20 protein-coding genes are annotated in these 22660 nt (G+C 42.5%); 16 read left to right on the forward strand and 4 right to left on the reverse strand.

What is annotated here, in order from left to right:
• Positions 1–1500: a spore germination protein gene (locus NV379_RS12810; RefSeq protein WP_258207706.1), complete on the reverse strand. Its 1500-nt coding sequence runs from the start codon at positions 1498–1500 to the stop codon at positions 1–3.
• 216 nt (positions 1501–1716) lie between these two features.
• Here NV379_RS12810 and NV379_RS12815 point away from each other — a divergent pair, with 216 nt between their 5' ends.
• From NV379_RS12815 to sdaAA, 7 genes are all read left to right on the forward strand, one after another.
• Positions 1717–2634: an ABC transporter permease gene (locus NV379_RS12815; RefSeq protein WP_373426113.1), complete on the forward strand. Its 918-nt coding sequence runs from the start codon at positions 1717–1719 to the stop codon at positions 2632–2634.
• On the forward strand, positions 2628–3524 hold the full coding sequence (locus NV379_RS12820; RefSeq protein ID WP_258207708.1) for a carbohydrate ABC transporter permease: 897 nt from the start codon (positions 2628–2630) through the stop codon (positions 3522–3524). Before NV379_RS12815 ends, NV379_RS12820 begins: the two co-directional genes overlap by 7 nt.
• Positions 3525–3624: 100 nt before the next feature.
• A complete protein-coding gene (locus NV379_RS12825; protein WP_258207816.1) occupies positions 3625–5253 on the forward strand; it encodes an extracellular solute-binding protein in 1629 nt (542 codons plus the stop codon).
• An 80-nt stretch (positions 5254–5333) separates the two neighbouring features.
• The gene (locus NV379_RS12830) at positions 5334–6917 is read left to right on the forward strand and encodes a response regulator (RefSeq protein WP_308860284.1); all 1584 of its coding nucleotides are present in this window, start codon (positions 5334–5336) and stop codon (positions 6915–6917) included.
• 21 nt (positions 6918–6938) lie between these two features.
• A complete protein-coding gene (locus tag NV379_RS12835; RefSeq protein ID WP_258207709.1) occupies positions 6939–8693 on the forward strand; it encodes a sensor histidine kinase in 1755 nt (584 codons plus the stop codon).
• Positions 8694–8788: 95 nt separating this feature from the next.
• Entirely contained in the window at positions 8789–9469 is a 681-nt protein-coding gene (gene sdaAB / locus NV379_RS12840; RefSeq protein WP_258207710.1) for an L-serine ammonia-lyase, iron-sulfur-dependent subunit beta, read from the forward strand.
• Positions 9466–10341 (forward strand): L-serine ammonia-lyase, iron-sulfur-dependent, subunit alpha, encoded by an 876-nt coding sequence (gene sdaAA, locus NV379_RS12845; RefSeq protein ID WP_258207711.1) that lies wholly within the window; start codon positions 9466–9468, stop codon positions 10339–10341. Before sdaAB ends, sdaAA begins: the two co-directional genes overlap by 4 nt.
• A 120-nt stretch (positions 10342–10461) precedes the next feature.
• On the opposite strand, the gene NV379_RS12850 is transcribed toward sdaAA, so the two are convergent.
• Positions 10462–11184: a response regulator gene (locus NV379_RS12850; RefSeq protein ID WP_373426114.1), complete on the reverse strand. Its 723-nt coding sequence runs from the start codon at positions 11182–11184 to the stop codon at positions 10462–10464.
• A 34-nt stretch (positions 11185–11218) separates the two neighbouring features.
• On the reverse strand, positions 11219–12805 hold the full coding sequence (locus tag NV379_RS12855; RefSeq protein WP_444850923.1) for an ATP-binding protein: 1587 nt from the start codon (positions 12803–12805) through the stop codon (positions 11219–11221).
• Positions 12806–12890: 85 nt separating this feature from the next.
• Between NV379_RS12855 and NV379_RS12860 the strand changes: the two genes are divergently transcribed.
• The 8 genes from NV379_RS12860 to NV379_RS12900 all read left to right on the forward strand — a co-directional run bounded on the left by NV379_RS12860 (position 12891) and on the right by NV379_RS12900 (position 20475).
• Positions 12891–13925, forward strand: a complete 1035-nt coding sequence (locus tag NV379_RS12860; RefSeq protein WP_258207713.1) for a DctP family TRAP transporter solute-binding subunit — start codon at positions 12891–12893, stop codon at positions 13923–13925.
• A 107-nt stretch (positions 13926–14032) separates the two neighbouring features.
• The gene (locus NV379_RS12865; RefSeq protein ID WP_258207714.1) at positions 14033–15310 is read left to right on the forward strand and encodes a dicarboxylate/amino acid:cation symporter; all 1278 of its coding nucleotides are present in this window, start codon (positions 14033–14035) and stop codon (positions 15308–15310) included.
• 218 nt (positions 15311–15528) lie between these two features.
• Positions 15529–15933 (forward strand): 3-hydroxyacyl-ACP dehydratase FabZ family protein, encoded by a 405-nt coding sequence (locus tag NV379_RS12870; protein ID WP_258207715.1) that lies wholly within the window; start codon positions 15529–15531, stop codon positions 15931–15933.
• A gap of 20 nt (positions 15934–15953) precedes the next feature.
• Complete coding sequence (locus NV379_RS12875) at positions 15954–16451, forward strand: NUDIX domain-containing protein (protein ID WP_258207716.1); 498 nt, start codon at positions 15954–15956, stop codon at positions 16449–16451.
• Between the two features lie 27 nt (positions 16452–16478).
• A complete protein-coding gene (locus NV379_RS12880) occupies positions 16479–16934 on the forward strand; it encodes a RidA family protein (RefSeq protein WP_258207717.1) in 456 nt (151 codons plus the stop codon).
• 14 nt (positions 16935–16948) lie between these two features.
• On the forward strand, positions 16949–17653 hold the full coding sequence (locus tag NV379_RS12885; protein WP_258207718.1) for a Type 1 glutamine amidotransferase-like domain-containing protein: 705 nt from the start codon (positions 16949–16951) through the stop codon (positions 17651–17653).
• A gap of 35 nt (positions 17654–17688) precedes the next feature.
• Positions 17689–19776 carry an N-6 DNA methylase gene (locus NV379_RS26075; RefSeq protein WP_308860285.1) on the forward strand — a complete coding sequence of 696 codons (2088 nt, stop codon included), beginning with the start codon at positions 17689–17691 and terminating at the stop codon, positions 19774–19776.
• Positions 19777–19860: 84 nt separating this feature from the next.
• On the forward strand, positions 19861–20475 hold the full coding sequence (locus NV379_RS12900) for an NAD(P)-dependent oxidoreductase (protein ID WP_258207719.1): 615 nt from the start codon (positions 19861–19863) through the stop codon (positions 20473–20475).
• Here NV379_RS12900 and NV379_RS12905 read toward each other — a convergent pair.
• On the reverse strand, positions 20472–21644 hold the full coding sequence (locus NV379_RS12905) for an ROK family protein (protein ID WP_258207720.1): 1173 nt from the start codon (positions 21642–21644) through the stop codon (positions 20472–20474). The genes NV379_RS12900 and NV379_RS12905 overlap by 4 nt on opposite strands.
• A gap of 293 nt (positions 21645–21937) precedes the next feature.
• Here NV379_RS12905 and NV379_RS12910 point away from each other — a divergent pair, with 293 nt between their 5' ends.
• The gene (locus NV379_RS12910) at positions 21938–22555 is read left to right on the forward strand and encodes an FMN-dependent NADH-azoreductase (RefSeq protein ID WP_258207721.1); all 618 of its coding nucleotides are present in this window, start codon (positions 21938–21940) and stop codon (positions 22553–22555) included.
• Positions 22556–22660: the final 105 nt, after the last annotated feature.

Below are 22660 nucleotides of genomic sequence, written 5' to 3' on the forward strand. Positions count from 1 at the left end.
TTATTGGTTATTTTTATCGTCGGGTGGTTTCATTTTGGGTGTTCTTTGACGGGTCTTATTATATTCGCCTGTAAAGTGCGGACGCGTCGTATACTGCCAGCCTGGGGCGCGTATTAGTACATCTTTCATTGATTGGAAGTTTACTGGCCCAAGAGGTGAAAAGAAAGGCACGCCAAATGAACGTAAAGAACATAAACGAATGAGCAAAATGAGCAGGCATAGGATGATCCCGAGCAATCCCAATGTGCCAGCAAAGAGCATAATCGGGAAGCGGATTAATCGGATGGCAATCCCTGCTGAATAACGTGGTAACATCAGTGAGGCAATCCCTGTAATGGCTACAACCATCACCATTGGAGCAGAGACAATTCCTGCTGCTGTTGCAGCATCTCCAATCACCAGAGCTCCAACAATACTAATTGTTGAACCAATTTGTTTGGGCATCTTCGTACCCGCCTCTCGCAGCGCTTCAAAGAAAATTTCCATAATAAACGCTTCAACTAAGGCGGGAAAAGGTAGGTTTTCCCTAGACTGCGCAATCGTATTAAATAAGTTGGTCGGTACCATCTCCTGATGGAACGTCAGTACGGCTATATAGATGGAAGGCAGTAATAGTGATATTAATAGGAAGAAGAACCGCAACCAGCGCAGTACCGTGACAAAGATGAAATTCTGATAATAGTCCTCAACGCCTTGCAGCAGGGAGAAGAATGTGATCGGCGCGATCAGAGCAAAGGGGGATCCGTCTACGATAATTGCAGCTCGTCCTTCAAGAAGATTGGCAGCGACAACATCCGGGCGCTCCGTGTTCTCTAGCTGTGGGAATAAAGAATAGGGCGAGTCTTTAATCAGTTCCTCGATATAGTAAGAATCTATAATCCCATCTATATCAATGCGGGCGATTCGGTGTTTGATCTCATCGATCAAAGCTTTATTTGCCAATCCCTCTACATAGGTAATCACGACATTGGTCTGTGTATATCGACCGACAACTACGGCTTGCATTTTGAGTAAGGGGCTTTTGATACGTCTACGCAAGAGAGACATATTGACTCCAATTGCCTCTGTGAAGCCTTCGCGAGGCCCACGTACAACGGATTCAGCGGAAGGTTCTTGAATGCTGCGCTTCTCCATTTTGGCCATGCCTAATGAATAGCCTTGATTATCTCCCTCAACGAGAAGAATGGCATTACCTGCTGAGATTTGCATCGAACACTCATATAAGTTTTGATTTATTTTTACATTCGAGGTCACTAACTGATGATTTAGCAAATCTTCTATGCTATTCATTTGCTTCGCGTTCATTAGAGAATTAAGTACAGATTGATCAATTAGTTCAGTATTGGTCATTCCATCTAGATAAACGATCACAGCATCAACTTGATTTGCAATCTTAAACGAGCGATACACCATATCCACACTGTCGGAATAAATCATTTTCAATTCATTTATATTGGCCCTAAGATCGGATGTGAGGTTGATATTTTTTAGTTGCTCCATTAGATTTGATGGTTTTAAAATGGTTATTCCTCCATCCGCTTCATGAATTTGCTATGTATTGTTTCCTGAAATTCAATTGAATATTATAATTTTTCGTTGATTAGGCAAATAGTTAAGGCTTATCTTTTCTTTTACAATGAAACTATCCAAGAACCAAGGCAAGGAGCTAACGAAATGGCTGAAATCAAGCTTGAACCGAAAAAGACAGCGAAACAGATGAAGCAAACAAGTTTTGTTAAGCGTTTTCTTAAGCAATGGGAAATTCAGTTGATGGTCATTCCTGCATTGTTATTTCTCTTTGTATTTAGTTACATACCGATGTATGGACTACTGACTTCTTTTCAGGAATACAACTTGTTCGAAGGTTTTTTCGCAAGTCCATGGGTAGGATTTATGCACTTTGAGATGTTTTTTAATTCTGCTGACGTATGGAACGTACTGCGAAATACGATTGTCATTAGTATGCTGAAGATGCTAATCGGATTTCCCGCTCCAATCATTCTAGCCCTCATGCTAAATGAAGTGAGAAAAATGGCATTCAAACGAGTTATTCAGACGATCAGTTATTTGCCGCATTTCCTATCATGGGTAATTGTGTCGGGATTCGTAATTTCGCTTCTGTCAACGGATAACGGCAGTATCAACATCTTATTGCAGAAGCTGAACTTGATAGACGAGCCGATTAATTTCTTATCCCTGCCTGAATATTTCTGGGGTATTCTCATCTCAACTGGGGTATGGAAGGAAGTTGGTTTTGCCTCTATCGTGTACTTAGCGGCGATTGCTGGGGTAGACCAACATATGTATGAAGCAGCTTCGATAGATGGTGCAAGTCGCTTTAAGCAAATCTACTTAATTACAATTCCTGCAATTATGCCAGTTATTATTATTTTTATGATATTAGCAATTGGGAATTTGCTCAGTGCAGGCTTTGAGGACATCTTGCTCTTAGCTAAGAATCAGGCGCTTCGAGAGGTATCCGATGTTATCGATACTTATGTATTTAGAACAGGTGTGGAGAATCAGCGTTTCTCATATGCGACAGCAGTTGGACTATTTAAGGCGATCATCAGTGTTGGATTACTAACTTTAGCGAATACGATCGCGCGCAGATCGGGGCACAGCCTATGGTAAGAGTCGGATTTAGCGATAGAATCATGATTGTTTTTATCTACATTTTCTTGAGTGTACTAGGATTTGCAATGCTGTACCCCGTGTGGAATGCGGCTGTCATCTCCTTTAATACAGGAAGTGATACTGCGCTTGGTGGAATTACATTCTGGCCGCGGGCATTCACTCTTGAGAATTATGAGATTGTATTTAAAGATAAACGGATCATTGATGGATTTATGATCTCAATTGCTCGTACCTTAGTCGGAACGTTTCTTGCGACGCTTTGTACTGCCGTATTTGCTTATGGAATTTCAAAGCGCGAGCTCATCGGTCGCAAATATTACATGATCATGTGTATTGTTACGATGTATTTCAGTGGCGGTTTGATTCCTTCCTTCTTATTAATCCGTGAGCTTAATCTGATGGATACGTTCTGGGTTATGATTATTCCGGGGCTAATCAGTGTATGGAATATGATCATCTTCCGAACTTTCTTCCAATCCCTTCCTGATGGACTAGAAGAGTCTGCGAAAATGGATGGATGCACAAGTTGGGGAATCTTCTTCAAAATTATCGTTCCGTTATCCGGTCCTGTTATCGCGACTTTAGGACTCTTTACGGCGATAGCGCACTGGAATGATTGGTTCGTACCTAGTATTTACATTAACAAGGTTGAGCTTCTGCCGATTCAGACAAAGTTAAAGCAGATTCTCGATTCCAATATTATTACCGAGCAGCTTGCGCAAATGGATGCAGCAGCAGCTGCACAGCTTAGTAAGATGCAGAACATCACATCAAAGTCGCTATCGATGGCAACGATGATGGTTGCAACCGTTCCAATTATGATCGTATATCCATTCGTGCAGAAGTATTTTGTCAAAGGCGTCTTAGTTGGATCACTCAAAGAGTAGTTTAGAGCCATGTGCTTTGAACCTATAAATGAAAAGAATGAAAGGGGTTTTGAAATTGATTCGTATTAGGAAGACCGTATCGCTATCTGTGTCCGTCCTGATGACTTCAGCTCTTGTTCTATCTGCATGCGGTAATGGAGATAAAGGAGCAGCCGCTTCCCCTGCTGCAACGCCGAAACCAAGTGAAGCAGCGAAAGGTACAGCTGCACCTTCGGATGGCAAGTTCGTATTAGGTCAGAAACCGCTTGAGCTATCCTTCTATGGCAATTACGATTGGTACAACATGCCGGTTTGGGGAGCAGATGCTGCGACAAAATGGATTCAAGATAACTTGAAAGTAACCGTTAAGCCTATCCCGAATGGCGGTAAAGCTGCACAGAAATTAAGCACGATGATTGCTTCCAAAGAACTTCCAGATGTGATCTGGGGAGATCGTGGTCCAGATGTAGAGAAATTACGTGAAGCTGGCATGCTCGTCCCTCTAGACCCTTACTTAGATAAATATCCGAATTTGAAAAAATGGGCTGGCGATGCAACACTTAACATGCTCCGTTCCCCAGATGGCAAGTTGTATCAATTCCCGAACTGGTATACACAGCGTCCGAACGGTAACGCAGGTTATATGATTAATAAGAAGATTTATGATGAACTTGGTTCACCTAAGCTTGAAACATTAGATGAGTTCCACAACTACTTAAAGTTAGTTAAATCGAAGTATCCAGATGTGACACCATTTGAGCCGGGTATCCAAGGTCAAGGTATTGACATTCTGTATTCCGCATTCGCAAATGACAACCCAGTCACACACATTCCGAATCGTGCGAAACCAAATGGTGATAAGTTAGGTTCAATTATTGCTGATCCTGTATTCCGTGAATCCTTACAGTTCGCAAATAAGTTGTACCGTGAGAAATTAATGACACAAGATGCACTTACACAAACACAGGACCAAGTAAAAGAAAAGATTAATAACGGTAAAGTTGCAATCTATGCTTCCTCCACAGGAACAGAGATGGGTAGCGCTGGAACGCAAGCACTCAAAGCGAAAGATCCAAGCCACCCAGGTTATACATTCATCTGGCCAGTTCGTAAAGACGGCGTAGATAAGGATAAAGTATGGCCAGGTCATTACAATACGCTTGGTTGGAACGTTGCCGTGATTACGAAGACAGCGAAAGACCCTGAAGCAATCTTTGCTTTCTGGGATTGGATGACAGGTGATGAAGGATCTCGTACATTGTTCTGGGGACCTGAGGGTATGTACTGGAAAGGTACAGATGCAGATGGTTCACCGAAGTTTACGGACTTATACTTTAGCGATCAAAAAGGTCTAGCGAAGTTGATGAACGATCTTATTAACTTGCAATGGACAGGTAATACGACTTACATCGATACTGCAAAATCGAAGGTAGAAGCAGCATTACCGGAAGACAAGAAGAACTACGAGACAAAGTGGCAGTCTGAAGTAACATGGAAGACGTCTTATAACTGGACGCAATTCGTAAATATGTCACCGCTTCCAAATACACCTGAAGGTATTGCGAACCAAAGCGTGAAAGACATCTTCTTAACAGCAAGAGCGAAAGCAATCCAAGCTGGAAATGAAGCAGATGTCATCACGATTATGGATAAAGCAGAGAAAGATGCGCAAGCAGCAGGTTATGATAAGGTATTGCAATATCAAACAACCAAGTGGAAAGAAAATAAGCAGAAGCTTGGTGTAAAATAATAGCTTGATTTTCCAGCAGGCAGGGTATACGTTACTTGTATATCCTGTCTTTTTATTGAAAAATTAGAAGGTTAGAGGTGATGAGTATGTACAAGGTTCTTCTTGCCGATGATGAGCTGCTTGATCTCGAGGGTCTTCATCGATTTATCCCATGGCATGATCTAGGGATGCAGGTGGAGAGGGCAGTCACCAGTGGATTTGCAGCGATTGATGCGTTAAATGAAGTGGAAATCGATATTCTGGTCACCGATATTCGTATGCCGAATATGTCGGGTTTGGAACTCGCTCGTAAAGCGCTATTGTGCAGAGAAAATTTGCGTATTATTTTCATCAGCGGCCATCAAGATTTTGACTATGTGAAACAAGCTTTGTCATTGAATGCGGTTAGTTATGTGCTTAAGCCGATGGATGATCAAGAGATGATCGGATCTCTAATGAAAATTAAGCAAGAACTTGACTTAGAGAAGAAGAGAAAGCAGGCGGAAATTGCTTTTCATCAAATGAAATCAGTTGTGAAGAATGAATACTTATTGCAGCTATTAGAAGGTTCCATAGAGCAGCATGTTCAATCCGTGTTACGAGATGAGGATGGAAATGAGAATATTCAATTACCTGTGCGGGTTGCTGTCTTAGAGCTTGATGATTTGGCATGGAAACTTAATCCGTATTCGGAAAAGCAGAAACAAGAATTACTTGCAGATTTTATTCAAACGGTAGTTGAATTATGTGATCAACATCAGATTCGTTATTTTTGCAAAATGAGCAAGAATCGCCTTGCCCTGCTTCTTGAACAGCGTCATGAATATGGCAAAGTGCTTAGTGCGTTCATTCAGCATACAGCTGTGCATTTTCCTTTTTCCATCACAATTGGAGTAGGAAGTGTCTGTGAGTCTATGAGTATGTTGCCGGACTCTTATCAGAAGGCGATACAAGCAGTAGGCTATAAGATGTTTGAGGGTAAAGGCAGATGGATTGACTACGTTCATATTCAGCCTACGAAATTAGAAGATATGCGGAATTTAGAGGATCGTTTAGGGGACTTGTTTAATGCGATGAGCGACTATGAGCTTGTCCGTATTTATGATGAATTGGAGCGTTTGTTTAAGCTGGCAAGTACGCTTCGCTCACGATTTACAGTTCATAATTTTGCGACGTATATCATGTTGAAATTAGATCAGTACTTACATACGCTTGGTGAAGATTTATTCAAACTGCTTGACATTGAATTGAATAATTTGGAGATTTTACTGCAGTTCGAGACGATCAACGACATCCGTTCTTGGATGAATCGTCAAATTTTCGTGATTTCTGAGCGGCTGCATGAACGCAAACAGAAGAAGAATTGGAAGCTGATTCGTGACATTAATGAATATGTGCGGGAACATTTACATGAGACGATTACACTACGCGATGTGGCGAATCGGTTTTCTTTTTCACCCAATTATCTAGGGTCAATCTTTAAAGAAGGAACGAATAAGAATTTCAGTGAGTATTTGAATGAAATGCGAATGGAGCGGGCTTGTGAACTACTTGGCGATCCTTCATTAAAAATATATGAGGTAGCAAGTCAAGTCGGATATCGTTACTTGCCTTACTTTAACAAACAGTTCAAGGAGACATTTGCCCGTACACCGAATGAATACCGTCGATTGATCTCTATCTAATGAATATGCGAGGTTCTGTTTATGGAAATGGAAAAGAGTAAAAAGTTCCTCCCGTTCGGCTACAAATTAATGCTATCTTACTGTTTGATGATGATCATTCCATTACTACTTGTAGGTTCGTTTGCCAGTTCAACGTTCGTTAATTCTGTACAGGAGCATACTCGAACGAACATTCAAGCGACCTTAACGCAAGTAAAAGATAATATGGTGTATAAGATCGACGATGCGAAGCGTGTTACAGACATTCTTTATCAAGATACTGCGGTATTTCAACACTTGAAACATTACGAAGAAGGTTGGACAAGTTATGAGGCAACAACGAAGTACTTGATTCCCCGTTTTCAGCAAATGGTGGAATCGATGAACGAAGCCTCTTATTTATCGATTTACTTACACAATGATACATTACCGGAAATATACTATACACATGAAAATGCAAGCCCACTTGCTTCCAATGGGCAAATGTTCGATATGTATCATATGAAGCGGATTGTTAATAAGTCTTGGTATCGCGATTTTCCTGAGGAAAAGTATGGAGCGACGATGCAATGGAAACAGGTTGAGGATGATGGGAAATACGGACAGATCTCGCTATTGCGACGTATTGTGGATACGAGTGATTTCTTTCAGATGAGGGAACTTGGATTTGTCCGTATTACGCTTTCGATGGATTATTTATTTAAGAGTGTCGATCATCGCAAGTTTGGTGAGAAGAGTGCAATCTTTATCGTAGATGAAGAGGATCGAATTGTCTATTTATCAGGTGACCGGACACGCCGCATTGGTGATAAGTGGACAAATAGTGATGATGATAAGAATCAGCTCACCATTCAAGAGTCCATTCCAAGTGTGAAGTGGAAGCTGATTACACTAGTTTCAACAGAAATTATGGAACAAGAATTGAATAAAGTGCGTGAGCTTACCTTTTTAATCTGTTTGATTTGTTTAATTGCATTCTTCTTTATTGGGATGTCCTTTACGCAATATTTTTCCAAAAGGGTACGGAAGATCGTTGCGGTTCTAAATGCTTTTCGTGAAGGTGATTTTCATAAGCGGATGCGTTACAAGGGCAATGATGAGTTCGCGCAGATCACATCAGCTTTAAATGATATGGGACACAATACGGAAGAATTAATTCGAGTCGTATATTTAACGGATATTCAGAAGAAAGAAGCTGAACTTGAAGCGCTTCAGGCGCAGATCAATCCTCATTTTCTATACAATACACTTTCTTCAATTAGTCAGTTGTCTAAGTTTGGGGAAGCAGAGAAGCTGCAACGCATGGTGAAAGACTTGGCAACATTCTATCGCCTGACGCTTAATGAAGGGCGATTGATCATTCCGATTGCGAAGGAATTGGAGCAGGTACAAGCATACTTAAATATCAAAAAGACGAAACATGGCGATCGTATGGAAGTGTTGATAGATGTGAAACCGGATGTCTATCAATTCGATACGGTGAAGCTGATCTTGCAACCTTTTATCGAAAATATTCTAGAACATGCTTGGTTCGGTGACCATATACATATTCGCATTGCAGGTGAGCTGGACAATGGGGTAATTGAGTTTCGAATCATCGATAACGGAGTTGGGATTCACCCAGACTTGATTCAGCAAATATTACATCCAGAACATCATGTGCATGTGGGGTACGGAATTCGGAATGTGGATCAGCGTATTAAATTGCATGCGGGCAAAGATTATGGGGTATCGATATATAGTAAGCTTGGGATGGGAACGACAGTTGTGATTCGAATTCCTGCTCGGCGAATGTGAAGATGCATGGGAATGATATGTTTTGCTGACTATCCCTTTTTGAGTTATGATGTAGCATGAAAAGGTTTAAACATCATGGGGGATGAGGAGTAAGCATGCGATTTAAAGATGTTTTTTCAATTATTGGACCTTCGATGGTAGGTCCATCTAGTTCTCATACAGCAGGCGCAGCGCGTTTAGGACGAGCGGCAAGACAACTGCTTGGGGAACAACCAAAGCGTGTGGATATCACTTTCTATGGATCTTTTGCCGAAACGTATAAGGGACATTGTACAGATTTAGCAATCGTCGGGGGTATACTGGATTATGAGACAGATAATCCGCGGATGGTCACATCACTTGAAGATGCCGAGAAGTTAGGGATTCAGGTCGATTTTCGTATGGGACATGGTCACTTTGGACATCCGAATACAGCGGCGATTACTTTATATAGCGATACAGATGTAACGACAATGAAAGGCGCATCTATTGGAGGCGGGAACATTGAAGTTACGAATGTGAATGGATTTGAAGTGAGGTTTACAGGGATTTACCCAACGATTGTGATCTTGCATCAAGATTATCCGGGTATGCTCGCGAACTTCACATCGATGCTGCAGCGTGCAGGGGTCAACATTGGACATCTTGCACTAGATCGTAAGGGGAGAAGTGCGGATGCCCTTACGGTCATTGAGGTGGATAACCAGATGCCAGAGGAGCTATTACAAGAGATTGCTCAATTGGAACGTGTCAAAAAAATACATCTAGTCGATTTAAACAAACGAGGTGCCCAATGAAATTTAGAACGTTAGATGAATTGCTTCAGTTATGTGAAGCAGAGAATAAATCGATCTCTGAAGTGATGATTGAAAATCAAGCTGAGGAATCAGGACGCCTGGCGATTGATGAATTCGCACAGATGAAGCAGTACTACGAAGTGATGAAGGAGGCTGTACATAAGGGCCTAACAGAGAATACGCAATCTCGAAGCGGTCTGACTGGTCTTGATGCACAGCGAGTCATGAAAGTAGTGGAAGAGGGAACTCCTGCACTTGGTGGGGAAGCGGGTCGTGCTATGGCATATGCGCTTGCTGTCTCCGAAGTAAACGCGTCAATGGGACGGATTATTGCAACACCAACTGCAGGTTCATGTGGTATTATTCCAGGCGTATTTATCAGCTCACAGGAGCGATTCGGCTGGAGCGATGATGCACTTGTGAAAGGGCTGTTCTGTGCAGGAGCGATTGGTTATGTGATCGCGAACAACTCCTTCGTATCTGGTGCAGAAGGCGGTTGCCAGGCAGAAGTTGGTTCGGCGATCGGTATGGCAGCAGGTGCTCTTGTTGAGCTGCATGGCGGTACACCTAGACAAGCTGTTCATGCAGTAGGTTTAGCACTTAAGAACACACTTGGACTGATCTGCGATCCAGTAGGAGGACTAGTCGAAATCCCTTGCATCGTACGTAACGGATTCGGTGCTGTTACGGCACTCGCAGCAGCCGATATGGCACTTGCAGGTGTTCGCAGCGTGATTCCATCTGATGAAGTGATTCAAGTGATGTACGAAGTTGGCACTTCAATGCCGGAGAAGCACCGCGAGACAGCTAAAGGTGGACTTGCAATGACACCGACAGGTAAGAAGATTATGGATGAGTTAAGCAAGCGATAGACATAAGGAATCCCTCACTCTGTAGTAGGAGTGGGGGATTTTTCGTGTTGTTCACAAATTAGAAACTGGTTAAATAACCAGCATTTTATCCACGACTAAAAAAAGACCAAAACTACCCATTTAGGTGGTTTTGGTCTTTTGCTCATGACGTAGGACGTATCGATTCACAGGGCGTCCAATTCCGCCGTAGTTAACTTCTAAGTAGACAACGTTTATTTTTTCGAGATATTCAAGGTATCTTCGAGCTGTGACGCGAGCAATACCAACACTTTCAGCTACTTGTTCAGCAGACATTGCTCCGCCATGTCCACTCATGACATTCAGCACTTGTTTTAACGTATTCGGATTCAAGCCCTTAGGTAAGTCCGCATTCATATGCAGTGGGGTAGAAGAGTCAGCTTCTGGATCGATTTCTTTTAAGCCATCACTACTAAGCAGAATTTCATCGACTTCTTCTTGCGTTATAAGCTTTCCTTGTTCGAGTAAAAGCTGCCTAGCTTTATATCGCTCTAAGGTTTGTATGACCCGCTCCAACTTGAATGGCTTAATGATATAGTCAATTGCACCATAACGAATCATCGTGCGAAGTGTCTCCGTGTCTTTCGCTGCTGTCACCACAATGACATCCACAGGCAGAGAGAGGGAGCGGATCTGCTGCAATGTGCTGATTCCATCTAACGAGGGCATGAATACATCTAGAAACACAATATCAGGTTGATCTTCCTCAATCATTCGTAATCCATCCACGCCATTTCCAGCTTTACCAATCACCTCAAAGCCATCGACCTGCTCGATAAACATGCGGTTGACCTCTTGTACCATTGGATCATCTTCAATGAGCATTACACGCACTTTCTTCAGTTTCCTTGCCACTTCGTTATACATCCTCTCTCATTGGGAAAATAATTTCCATTGCCGTTCCCAGCCCCTCCGTCGTATCACATCGAAGTTCGCCATGTCCTTTAAGTAAGATAGCGCTCAATAAGTACAATCCCATTCCGCGATGTTCCCCTTGCTTAGTTGAGAAACCATGCTCAAGAATGTGTTGTTTCGTTTCCTCGGACATCCCGCAACCGTTATCTTCAACGAGGATAGAGAACCATTCATCATCATGTTCCACACTTATGAATACGGTCTTCTGTTCCACAGGCGATGTGGCTAGTGCATCGAATGCGTTCTCGATTAAATTACCGATTAAGAGTACGATATCATGCCGGTCTAAGCTGTAAGGGAACCGTTTCAGGATGCTCTTGGGATCAATGGAAACCTCAATATCAAGCTCTTTACCGCGACTGACTTTTCCAAGCAGTAAACCGGCTACACCGTCATCTTCAAAATGCTCTTGAATAAACTTCGTCAGCTCTTCTTGTTGATCAGAAACTTCAAATAAATAATGAAGCGCCTCGTCATGTTTGCCGAGCTGAATCAGACCAGCAACTGTATGCATCTTGTTCATATGCTCGTGATTTTGTGCGCGCAGCGCGTTCACATATTCCCGAACCCCTGTTAACTCTTCAGCCATTCGAGTTACTTCGGTTCGATCTTGGAATATCGCAATAGCTCCCATTGTCACGCCTTGATCAATGATCGGAATGCGATTACTCCAGATGAGCGTACCGCCAATTAATAACTCATGATTTAAGATAGGGACCGTAAGTTCAAGCATTTCAGGTAATCGAGTTCCAGGAATTACATCACGTATGTATTGATCAACTACATCTTGTTTCACATCAAATATTTGCTTGGCTCTTTCATTAAAAATAGTAATTCGCTCATTCTTGTCAATTGCAATAACACCTTCATGCATCGCTTGGAATGCGGCTGTGTGTTCATGATACATGGATGCAATCTCATGTGGTTCTAGGTTGTACATCTCACGCTTAAGATGACGAGCAAGCATCGCTGAACCGAACATTCCAAATGATAGAGATAGTAGAATTGTTACAATTATCGAACGTTTCTGCTCAGGAATCAGCTCGAGGAAGGTTGGCATAAGTCCACCAACAACAACAACGCCTACCTGTTCATGCTTCTGATTCATAATGGGTACGAAAGCACGTAATCCAACACCTTGTTCGCCGCGAACTTTAGATACATACATATGTTCAGCGAATGCGGCATCTGCATCTTCTCCCTGAAAAGTAGTCCCGATCCGATTAGATAGAGGATGAGATAACCGCTTTCGGTTCATATCGAGGACAACGATATAATCGACATTATTAAGAATTTTTATTTTATTTGCGACAGGGGAGATCGAATCTGCTGCTTGAGGGTCATCAATATGTTCGGCTATGCTTGGTAGATTAGCTACAGTTTCCGCTGTTGTTGTCAGCTTATCGCGCAAGCTATCTTCCTTTAAGCTCGATACACTCCCTATCATAACAACGCCGCCAATTAAGAGAGAGAACAGCACGAGTCCGAACGCGAGAAGCATGATTTTCCAATAGATGCGAAGTCGGTTCAAACGCTTGTCCACCTTCCAATCCGTTTACCTTTCCCTATCATTGTGCAATAATAAGTCTAAATTGGCAACTAGGAGGCATTCGTTTGTGAAAGCGATTACAGGTATTGGGTTATTTGTTATAGTCGGGTTTCTAACTGCCTATTTAATCGGATTTCAGCCCAATTTGAAAGAGCAGCTTCCTTACGATGAGGAACAAAGAGGGCTGAAAGATCAAATTACGATCAAATTTAGCCATGTTGTAGCAGAGAACACGCCGAAGGGGCTTGCAGCAAGCTATTTTTCCAAGCTAGTGACCGAGATGTCCAATGATCGTATTGAAATTCAAGTGTATCCCAATGGGATGTTATATACGGAGAATACAGAAGTAGCTGCACTTCGACGTGGAGATATTCAGATGATGGCACCCTCTTTCTCTACCATGAGTGCGATTAATAAGTCTTGGCTTGCAATGGATCTACCGTTTGCGTTTGATAATCAAGATGAAGTGGAACAAGCGTTAAATGGCGAATTAGGGAAAAAGTTGTTCCAGACACTTGATCCTTATGGGTTAAAAGGTGTTGCATTCTGGTTCAATGGGTTTAAGCAGTTGACGAGCAGTACAAATCCACTTCTAACCCTCAGTGATTTCAAGAATGTGAAGTTCCGTATTCAGCCGAGTCCAGTAATTGAACGTCAATTTAAGATGCTAGGTGCTTCTACTGCAGTTCTTCCATTTAATGAGGTGTATCATAATTTAGCGGTAGGCAATGTGAGTGGGCAAGAGAATACCATATCAAACATTGTGAGTAAGAAACTTTATCAAGTTCAGCACTATATGACGCTTAGTAATCATGGATATTTGGGTTATGCAGTTGTGTTTAACAGGAATTATTGGAACAATCTACCCTCAGACGTTCAAGAGATTCTAACCGAAGCACTACGCAGAACGACAGAGTGGACGAATCAACAAGCAGTGAAACATGAGGAGAAATTAAATCGTTTGCAGAAAGATGATTCACTTCAAATAAACATACTATCTGACGAAGTACGTCGGCAGTGGAAGGAACAGTCCAAAGTGTTATACGAGGAGTTCATGCCTAAGATCGGTAAAGAGCTCATGCAGTACATACCAGGCCCATAAGACCAAAACGAACAATATGACCATATTCTTGTGACCAAAATGTTTCTCTTATACACTAACTTCATTCGATAAAGCGTTTTCATAAAAGTGAAGTTGAGGTGTAAATCATGAGAATTTTGAAGAATATGACGGTGCAAGTATTGCTTGCGATTGTAGTAGGTATTCTCTTCGGTCATTTCTTACCGAAGTATGCAGTGGAGATGAAGGTACTTGGTGACGTCTTTATTAAGCTCATCAAGATGGTGATTGCTCCTATCGTGTTCTTAACGATTGTACACGGTATTGCGAGTATGGGTGATATGAAGAAAGTTGGACGTATTGGTGGTAAAGCGCTCTTGTACTTTGAGATCGTAACAACAATTGCACTAGCGATTGGTATTGTCGTTGTAAACCTTGTAAAACCAGGTGTGGGTATTGATCTTTCCAAAGCGACTGGTGACGTAAGTTCTTACGCGAAGAAAGCCGAAGAAAGTGGCGGCTTCATGGACTTCTTGGTAGGAATCGTACCAGATAACGTGGTTGCAGCTTTTGCTAAAGGCGATTTGCTTCCAATCTTGTTATTTGCAATCTTGTTCGGTATTTCCATGACAGCGATGGGCAAGTCAGCAGAGCCGATTGTGAACTTGTTTGATCGTTTATCCAAAGCTTTCTTCGGTGTCGTAAATATGATCATGAGAATTTCTCCTATTGCGGCGTTCGGTGGTATGTCATTCACAGTCGGTAAGTTTGGACTTAAATCATTGTACAATCTGGGTTCATTAATGGCAGCTGTATACATAACGATGTTCCTGTTCGTGATTGTCGTTCTTGGTTTGATATGCAGAATGTATAAATTCAGTATCTTTAAGTTCATTGCATACATTAAAGAAGAGATCATGCTCGTTCTAGGAACTTCTTCTTCTGAATCTGCACTACCTCGTATGATGGACAAAATGGAGAAATACGGTGCATCCAAGTCGGTTGTCGGTCTCGTTATTCCTACGGGTTACTCATTCAATCTAGATGGTACATCGATTTACTTATCGATGGCTGCAATTTTCGTAGCACAAGCTTCTGGCGTTGATCTTAGCATCTGGCAGCAGATTACTCTTCTTGGCGTATTGATGTTAACGTCTAAAGGTGCTGCAGGTGTAACAGGTTCAGGCTTTATTACACTTGCTGCGACGCTTGCGGCATTCCCAGAGATTCCAATGGTAGGTATGGCATTATTACTAGGTGTAGACCGCTTCATGTCTGAAGCACGTGCGATTACTAACTTGATCGGTAACGGTGTAGCAACAATCGTAATTGCGAAGTCGGAAGGTGAGTTTAATCCGAATCGTGTTGTGTCAGAAAATACGGAAGTAGATTTACCCCAGGGTAACCCAGTACCAGCTAAAGCATAAATAGGATTTGAAAATGATAATGAAAGCTCTCTGTCCTACAAGGCGGAGAGCTTTTTATCGGATGAATAGACATGGAAGATTGCTTGTACCAATTGGAAAATGAAGGTAGAATAGAAGGACAAGAATAGTGGCCAAGTGTTGCAACACTTGGTCTTTCTTTATCTCAACTAAGTGTATCTGAAATCTTAGTTAAATTCGTTAATAAGGAGTTTTTCACCATGACAGATATCTCAAGTACAATTCCTCATCGCTACCCGTTCTTAATGATTGATCGGATTATTGGGATGGAGCAGGGAAAGTGGGCACGGGGTATTAAGAATGTGACAATGAATGAATGGTATATCACCAACAGTACCTCTTATATGCCGCATGTGATGCTTGTAGAAGCACTTGCTCAGCTAGGTGCTTTTGCAACGCTTAATAGCGAAGGTAACCGTTTAGGATTCTTGTCATCGACAAATGGCATTCAATTTGTAGGCAATGCTTATCCAGGTGATTGCGTGGAACTATTCTATGAAGTCATCAAGCAGCGTAGAGGTTTTATAGTAGGTAGAGGCGAAGCAAAAGTGAATGATCAAGTCATCGTACGCGCGGATGAGATTATGATTTATGTGCAGGCGTAATGCCTTCAGGAGGTTATGACATGTCAACGAATTGGACAGATTCTTATGCAGGTCAACTTCGGAAAGTCGTTGGTCATCAACAATTAATCATTCCTTCGATTCGGGCACTTATTTTTGATGATGAAGGACGATTGTTATTTATAGAACGAAGAGGAAGCAGGCTTTGGGCGCTGCCTGCAGGTGGAATTGAACTAAATGAATCTATTTTTCAATGTCTACAGCGTGAAGTAAAAGAAGAGACCGGGCTTGATGTTGTAGAAGCTACACTAATCGCGGTCTATACAGGAACGCAATATACGGTGAAAACTAGCTACGGAGATATGTATCAAGGCTTTGAGTTTCTGTATCGTGTAGACAATTGGCAAGGGACATTGTCGCTAGAGACAGATGAAACTAGAAATGCTGCCTTCTTTGCATTGAATGATCCCCCTCAGATTGAAGACGGTTACTGGTCTGAGCACCATCTAGAAGTGATGAATGACTATCACCAATTTAACGGCGTACCATTTAATAAATAACAATCTAATTATTAGGAGGCAATCCTCATGACAATATCTATTGAACAAAAATTAGTAGAACTAGGAATCGAATTACCCCCTGCAAGTAACCCTGCGGCTAAATATGCGAACTATGTGATTGCGAACGGTTTCTTATATGTATCTGGGAAAGGCCCTCAAGGCACACCTAAGGGAAAGCTCGGTCAAGCATTTACGACTCCAGAAGGTTATCAATTTGCAAGATCTGCTGGTATTGAAGTATTAGCGGTTGTTAAAGATGCTCTAGGCACGCTAGATCGTGTTAAACAAGTCGTAAAGATCCAAGGATTTATTAATGCAGATCCAGCATTTGAAGAGCATGCAAAAGTATTAGATGGCTGTTCGGAGCTTATGGTTGAAGTTTTTGGTGACAAAGGCTTGCATGCCCGCTCCGTATTCGGCGCGATGTCCGTTCGTGCGAATCTACCGATCATTATTGATTCTATTTTCCAAATCGAAGAGTAGAGGTGGTTAACCACATGAGACAGATCATTGCGATGGGTGGCGGGGGATTCTCGATGGAACCAGACAACCTGCTGCTTGATCAATATATACTTAGCCAAGTGAAATCGAGTCAACCGAAAGTCTGCTTCATTCCAACAGCAAGCGGTGATTCTCAAGGCTATATCGATCGGTTCTATCAATCTTTCGAACATCTTCCATGTGTTCCGACCCACCTGACATTATTTAAGAATCAACCTCGCAATTTGGAAGAGTTCATTCTCTCGAAAGACATTCTATATGTAGGCGGTGGGAATACGCGCAATATGCTCGTACTCTGGAGAGAGTGGGGACTTGATCAGATTTTACGTACCGCATTGGACAATGGCGTGATTCTTGCAGGACTTAGTGCAGGTGCGATCTGTTGGTTTGAAGGAGGGGTTACCGATTCTATTCCCGGCGAACTAACAGGGCTTAAGTGTTTAGGACTTCTTGCCGGAAGCAGTTGCCCCCATTACGATGGGGAGAGTGATCGTAGATCCAGTTACCATCGACTCTTAATGGACAATAAAATTGGTGGCGGCATCGCCTTAGATGACGGAGTCGCAGCTCATTATGTAGATGGTAGGATCCATCAGATCGTAAGTTCTAGACCACAAGCGAAAGCTTATTTCGTTTCGATGACGAATCATCAAGTATCGGAAAGCATACACACCCCTGTCTACCTCGGTGCTCAGTCCTGACGAATCTTTCATCCGGAAGGGACGATTCTAACCGCATGCAGACGCAAGAATTCGTAGCGAAGTTATGGAAATTGTGCGATATCCTTCGGGATGATGGCATTGTATATCATGAATATGTGACAGAGCTATCGTATCTTTTATTACTTAAGATGCTTAAGGAAAAAGCGGAAGAAGCCTCGATTCCGCAAGCCTATCGTTGGGACAGCCTGACTTCGCTTCAAGGCGTAGAAATGTTGCGGCACTATCGTGGTCTGCTGGCATATCTAGGTACAGAAGCAAATCATGTGCGTGTGCGTCAAATTTATGCTCAAGCGGTATCACGAATTGATCATCCCCAGAGCTTGGAGCAGATGGTACGTACGATCGACGGTATCAAGTGGTATAGTAGCACGGAGGAAAGTTTCGGTAACTTGTATGAAGGGTTATTAGAGAAGAATGCGGGGGAGAAGAAGTCCGGTGCAGGGCAATACTTTACCCCGCGTCTGCTCATTGATGTTATCGTTAAGCTCGTGAAGCCACAGGCAGGTGAAGCATGCCATGATCCCGCGGCAGGGACTTTCGGCTTTATGGTCGCAGCAAGCGAGTATGTAAAGAAACAGGCCGATCACAATCCTCAAACTCATCAACAAGTACAATTTCAACGAGAGCACGCTTTCTCAGGTAGTGAGCTTGTCCAAGAGACGCATCGTTTGGCATTAATGAACGCCCTATTGCATGGGATCGAGGGGAATATTATACTCGGAGACTCTCTTGCTTCGAATCACCACGAACAATATGATGTTATACTGACCAATCCCCCTTTTGGCACGAAAAAAGGAGACAAAGCGTCTCGTCTAGAATCCAGCTACTCCACATTCAATAAACCTTTTAACTTCTTACAGCTTATCTTGCAGCGTTTAAAAACACATTCAAATGCGCGCGCAGCAGTAGTCGTTCCGGATCATGTGCTATTTCAAGATGGTGAAGGAACCCGAATTCGAGAAGAATTAATGAATACGTGTCATTTACATACAGTTTTGCGACTGCCGACAGGGATATTTTATGCGCAGGGCGTGAAGACGAATGTCCTCTTTTTCAATCGGGGAGAGGAGGATTCTTCCAATACGAAGGAAGTATGGTTCTACGACTTGCGCACAGGTATGCCGAGATTTGGCAAAAGGACACACCTTACTGCTGAACATTTCGAATCATTCATTCGGGCATATACAGCGAAGGATCGATCTCGTATTCAAGACGAACGCTTGCAAGTAAAGTCGCGTCAGGAGATTGAGCGCGCTGGTAACCACCTAGATATGGGTCTGCTTAACCACACCATAGACAAGGCAATCGTACATATTCCTACCCTCATACATTCCACAGAACATGCTGCAACAAGGCTGATTCAAGCATCTAACGAACTTAGCTCCATCACGCAATATTTAAGATCCATCGAGGATCAGACCGAAACCGATTCAATACCCGATCACTGGCGAATGGCAGCATGGGGAGAAGTCGGTACATTCCACCATGGGAGTGCATTCCCACACGCTTACCAGAATAACTCGCAAGAAGCTATTTCATTCTACAAGGTTGGTAGCTTGCGTGAAGTAGGATCAGATGGGCATTTGCCTAGAGCTAAAGATACGATTTCGGAAGAATCGAGAATAGGGCTTCGTGCGGCGTTAGTTCCTGCGAATGCGATTGTTTTTGCCAAAATTGGCGAAGCGATCAAATTGAATAGAAGAGCGCTGCTTCAGCATCCTGCCTGCATCGATAACAACCTCATCGCATTCTCTTGCCAATCTACAATCGTTCATCATCGGTATGTTTATTATTGGTCGCAAGCGGTCAACTTTTATGAGCTAACGCAAGCAAGTGCAGTTCCGTCGATTCGCAAAATGTCGCTAGCGAACCTGCCGATCCCCCTTCCTCCAATCGAGGAACAACTCGTCATTATTCGACAATTGGAGAGTTTGCTGGGCCTTGTCTATCGTGCATTTCAAGCTATAGATGAAGCTAACGGCTTATTTACAGCTAGATCTCAAGCCCGTAATCAAGTATATCCAAGCGGTATGTTAAGTGAACAGATCATTCGTCTGGCTCTGCAAGGGAAACTGAGTCAGGCATTTGAAGTGCGAAGATAACAGGTTCATGTAATTTCCTAAGTACCTAAAGAATACTGTGTACGAGAGGAGTTTTGACGAATGAAACGAAGAGGGAGGGATAGAATGAAGATTATTGTATTTGGTGCAAGTGGCGGGACGGGGCATCATTTTGTTGAACAGGCACTTCAAGCGGGGCACGAAGTGAGTGCATTTGTTCGATCTAGCGCGAGAATTGAAATGAGTGATCCCAAATTACAAGTTATCGTTGGCGATGCTTGTGATCCGATTGCAGTGAAGGAAGCAGTTGCGAGTCATGACGCAGTTGTGGTTAGTCTTGGTGTACGAGGCAGCAGCAAATCGCTGCTTTTAAGTGAAATGACAGGCAACATTATGGATGGGATGCGCGATCACGGGATTAATCGTGTTCTATACGTTGCAGCAGCAGGTATTTATAACGAGATACCGGGTATTGTAGGGATGGCTTCCAAAATATTCTTACGTCATGTTCTTGCTGATCATCGCAGTGCAGTTGAACGCATTAAATCGAGTCATGCCATTTGGACGATTGCGCGTCCGCTACATCTTATTGATACGCCACTAACTGGCAAATACCGAGCAACGATGCAAGGCGTACCTGTAGGCGGACAAAAAATTGCCCGCGCAGATGTCGCTCACTTTTTACTACATGCACTCTCGCATGAACGACATGAACGAACGTCAGTTGGTCTTGCTTACTAGGGGATCACAACCATTATCGCTGCACCGTATGTAATCGCTTCTCCACCTAGATTGCCTCGTGTAAATGCGGGTTCATAGGCTGGATATCCGCAAGTACGTTCTAATGCAATTCGTGTACATATTTCATAGAAAAGTGGATCGCTACCGGCTAAAGGTCCGCCAAGCACAATTTTGTCCGGATGGAGCAGATTGATCATATTCGCAAGACCAATCCCAAAGTAACTTGCAGATTCAGCTATTAGCTCCATAGCAAGTGGATCTTGATGCTTAATGGCTTCTCTTAAATGTGTAAATGTTAATTGGTCAATATCGGTGTCACCGGATATAAGGCTGCTCACTCGTCCTCGCTTGAGCAGCGCTTTCGCGCGCTTAATAAGTGAAGGAATGGTTACATATGACTCCCAACTACCGTAATTCCCAGAATCGTCCAGACGGATGCCATCGGTTTGAATAATCATCTGCCCGATTGATTGCTCAATAGCAGCATTACCGGGCATGATGTTTCCTTGATATAACATCGAAGAACGTATCCCGACCCCAGCATGCACATAGAGCATCAGTGGATACTTTTTCGCACCCTCCGACCAATATTCACCCCTAATGGCGGTATTAACCCCAATATCAAGTACAATTTGCAGTCCAAGCTCACGTTCCAGATCATCGCGAATGTGAATATCACTCCAACCGGACGCTGGAAAATGTAGCGGGGAGAGGATCGTTCCCGTTGCTAGATCAAGCGGCCCCACTGCACCAATCCCTAGTCCAAGCACTTGAGAGGTTGTGATGTGATGCTTGTCCATCATAGACTTCACAGTGGCAATGACATCTTTTAAGAATACGTCGGATGTGCTCTCACGCGACATTTTCCAATGCACATCATCTAATTTATTCATTGCAAAATCATATAACACGAGCATGGAGAAGGTTCGCGAAATTTCGAGGCCAAAGACATAGGCATAACTTGGATTGATGGCATAAAGAATGGGTTTTCTCCCGCCCGTGGATTCCCCGAATCCTGCTTCTATAATCAATTTTTCGTTACATAGATCTTCTAATGTTCGAGTCAGTGTACTTCCTGTTAGTGTTGTTAGTTCCAGAAGTTCAAGCTTCGATAGGAATGTGTGGCTCCGAATGATGCTGTATATTTCTTTATCATTGCGTTTTTTCATAATTTCTCGAAAAAGACCATTCATCATCGCTATCAGCTAACCTCCTGCTAGATATCATTGTGCATTTAGTATATTCTAAATTTACACATAAAGGAAAATGTTTTGACGTAAAACATATACTTGACATAACCATATCTTTAATTTAAGATATTAATTATTAATTTCATATGTTTTTAAAGCCACTAACTTATTTCAAGTAAATAGTTATTGACAAAGCATAGAAAATTATATAATATACTTTCTATACAAATAAGTTTATAAAATAGAAAACAAAATTAGGAGTGTTTAAAATTATGTCTAATGTATTGTTTATTAAAGCGAATCCACGTCCAGCTGATCAAGCTGTTTCTGTTAAAATGTATGATGCGTTCGTAGCTAGTTACCGCGAGACTCACCCAAACGATAACATCACGGAACTAGATCTATTCGCAGAGAATCTTCCGTACTACGGATTGGATATGATTAATGGTAAGTTCAAAGCTCGTTCAGGTTATGAGCTTACAGAGGGTGAGAAACAAGCGGTTGAAGTTGTTGACAAATACTTGAACCAATTCTTGGGCGCTGATAAAGTGATGATCGCATTCCCGCTTTGGAACGCTACAGTTCCTGCACCACTTCACACGTACTTCGATTATTTGAACCAAGCTGGTACAACTTTTGGATACACAGCTGAAGGTCCGGTTGGTTTAGTTAAAGGTAAGAAATTAGCTCTTCTTAATGCACGCGGTGGTGATTACTCGAATTATCCATATGAAATGTGCTTGAACTTTGCTTCTAACACATTTAGCTTCTTCGGTATTGAAGATATTGAGAAATTGGTAATCGAAGGTCATAATCAATACCCAGATCGTTCTGAAGCAATTGTACAAGATGGGCTTGAGAAAGTTCGTAGCGCAGCAATCGTGTTCTAATTAAACTTTCATAAGCATAAGGAAAATTCGTACAACGAGGTACCATAGGTATCTCGTTTTTGCATATGTTATAATAAATGAAACAATTTCCCAGTCATATAGAGA

Source organism: Paenibacillus radicibacter (assembly GCF_024721995.1).
GTDB classification, from domain to species: Bacteria; Bacillota; Bacilli; order Paenibacillales; family NBRC-103111; genus Paenibacillus_AM; species Paenibacillus_AM radicibacter.